Origin of the sequence: Borreliella yangtzensis, from assembly GCF_014201775.1 — a bacterium.
In the GTDB taxonomy this organism is placed as follows: Bacteria; Spirochaetota; Spirochaetia; order Borreliales; family Borreliaceae; genus Borreliella; species Borreliella yangtzensis.
On record NZ_JACHFG010000068.1, the window covers coordinates 1 to 1,449 of the forward strand.

Sequence of the window (1,449 nt, forward strand, 5' to 3'; positions counted from 1 at the left end):
GTGTTAATGCATTCTCAAGTCTTTCCATATTTGATTTATAGATTAATTTGTAATGAGAATACAATTCATAAACTAAAAAAAATCCTTTATGTGCAGGCTCATCAAATTCACCTTCAAATTTAGAAAATATTTCAATAAGGTTTGATATAGACGTAAGCCCGAGCTCAAGATTATCTTTAGATAATTTCATAAATTAATCCCGTTTTTTAATATGATTGTTGCCATTGCCATTTCTAAAAATCTTGCCTACTACTATTGACAATATGTCTTTTAGTAAAGGTTTTAGAAGAATTAACACTCCTAGAACTAGTACAGTGACAAAAATCATTACTGCTATAAGTTTAATTTCATTTAAGTTAATAAGAAGTTCAGTTATTTTAATATCCATTTTTAATCCCTCATTTTAATTTTTTATTTGTATATATATTATATATCAAAACCATAATTTTTGCTAAAAGTTTACAGCTTTAAAAGAACTGGAACAGGATTTCCTGATTCACGGCCTCGCTTTTGGACATACCATCCTTTATATATAGGAATTGTCATGGATATTGAATTGGCGAAATCGATCATAAAAACTGTACTTTTTTGAGTTTCATCGATATACCTAACAGCTATTATTTTGTTCAATAACTCGTCTCGGTGTGGTATTCGAAGATCAATATCAAAGTAAATTGTGGCATCATCATCACTTTTAAAAAATAGAATAGTTACACTTGAGTGGGATTTCCAATCAATAGTTATTGATTGCCTTGAGTAATCACTTGAATAAAGTGTAGAGTCGTAAGTAGTTCTTCTTACATGTGAAAAATCATACGGCACTCCTAGTAATTGTTTAGGAACTGGAGTTTTTTGTATAGTGCTTGAAGACATTATCAAAAGATCGTCATATTTAGATAGAGTGGCGGATGATATGCTATCTGTAAGGCGCGATTTAATTTTACTAAAAAGACTAGAAAGTTTATCAGAATCATTGTCAATTAATTTGTCTAATGTTTTAGCATAAATCTTTTCTACAAACTCTTTATTAGCTGCAAGTTCTTCAGCGATTGTAGACTTGATTATCTCTTTAAACTCGCTTAGTCCTTCACCTTTAAATGTTTTGTCTTTAGCAGTTTTTAAGAAGTTTTTAAAAGTAATAGCATTGCAACTAGCAACCCCATCATCTATTAGTAAAAGATGATCGTTTTCAACGGTTGTTACCTTATTTAAATCTTTTATTTGAACTGTTTCTTGTTCATCAATTAGTAATTTTTCTTGATCATCAGCCATTAAGCCTCCTTAATTGTTAAAAGTGATAATATTTGCACCATCTTTATTATTAATTTTAAGAACTCTACCTATAGGAATAATCCTTTTTATAAAAGCATAAATTGAATGATCATATCCTTTAGGAAGAGAGTTGAATACTAAAGCTTTTTTAGATGCAGCATATCCATCTTTTTTTTC

4 protein-coding genes are annotated in these 1,449 nt (G+C 29.1%); all 4 read right to left on the bottom strand.

Annotated elements, in window-relative coordinates:
- Positions 1-190: BlyB family putative holin accessory protein (locus HNP68_RS06825; protein ID WP_272955330.1), on the bottom strand; the 190-nt coding region annotated here is incomplete at its 3' end.
- 3 nt (positions 191-193) lie between these two features.
- Positions 194-388 (bottom strand): BlyA family holin, encoded by a 195-nt coding sequence (locus HNP68_RS06830; RefSeq protein WP_183221607.1) that lies wholly within the window; start codon positions 386-388, stop codon positions 194-196.
- Between the two features lie 71 nt (positions 389-459).
- Positions 460-1,272 (bottom strand): DUF685 domain-containing protein, encoded by an 813-nt coding sequence (locus HNP68_RS06835; RefSeq protein WP_183221723.1) that lies wholly within the window; start codon positions 1,270-1,272, stop codon positions 460-462.
- A 9-nt stretch (positions 1,273-1,281) separates the two neighbouring features.
- The coding region (locus HNP68_RS06840; RefSeq protein ID WP_183221725.1) for a DUF735 family protein at positions 1,282-1,449 on the bottom strand (168 nt) is incomplete at its 5' end.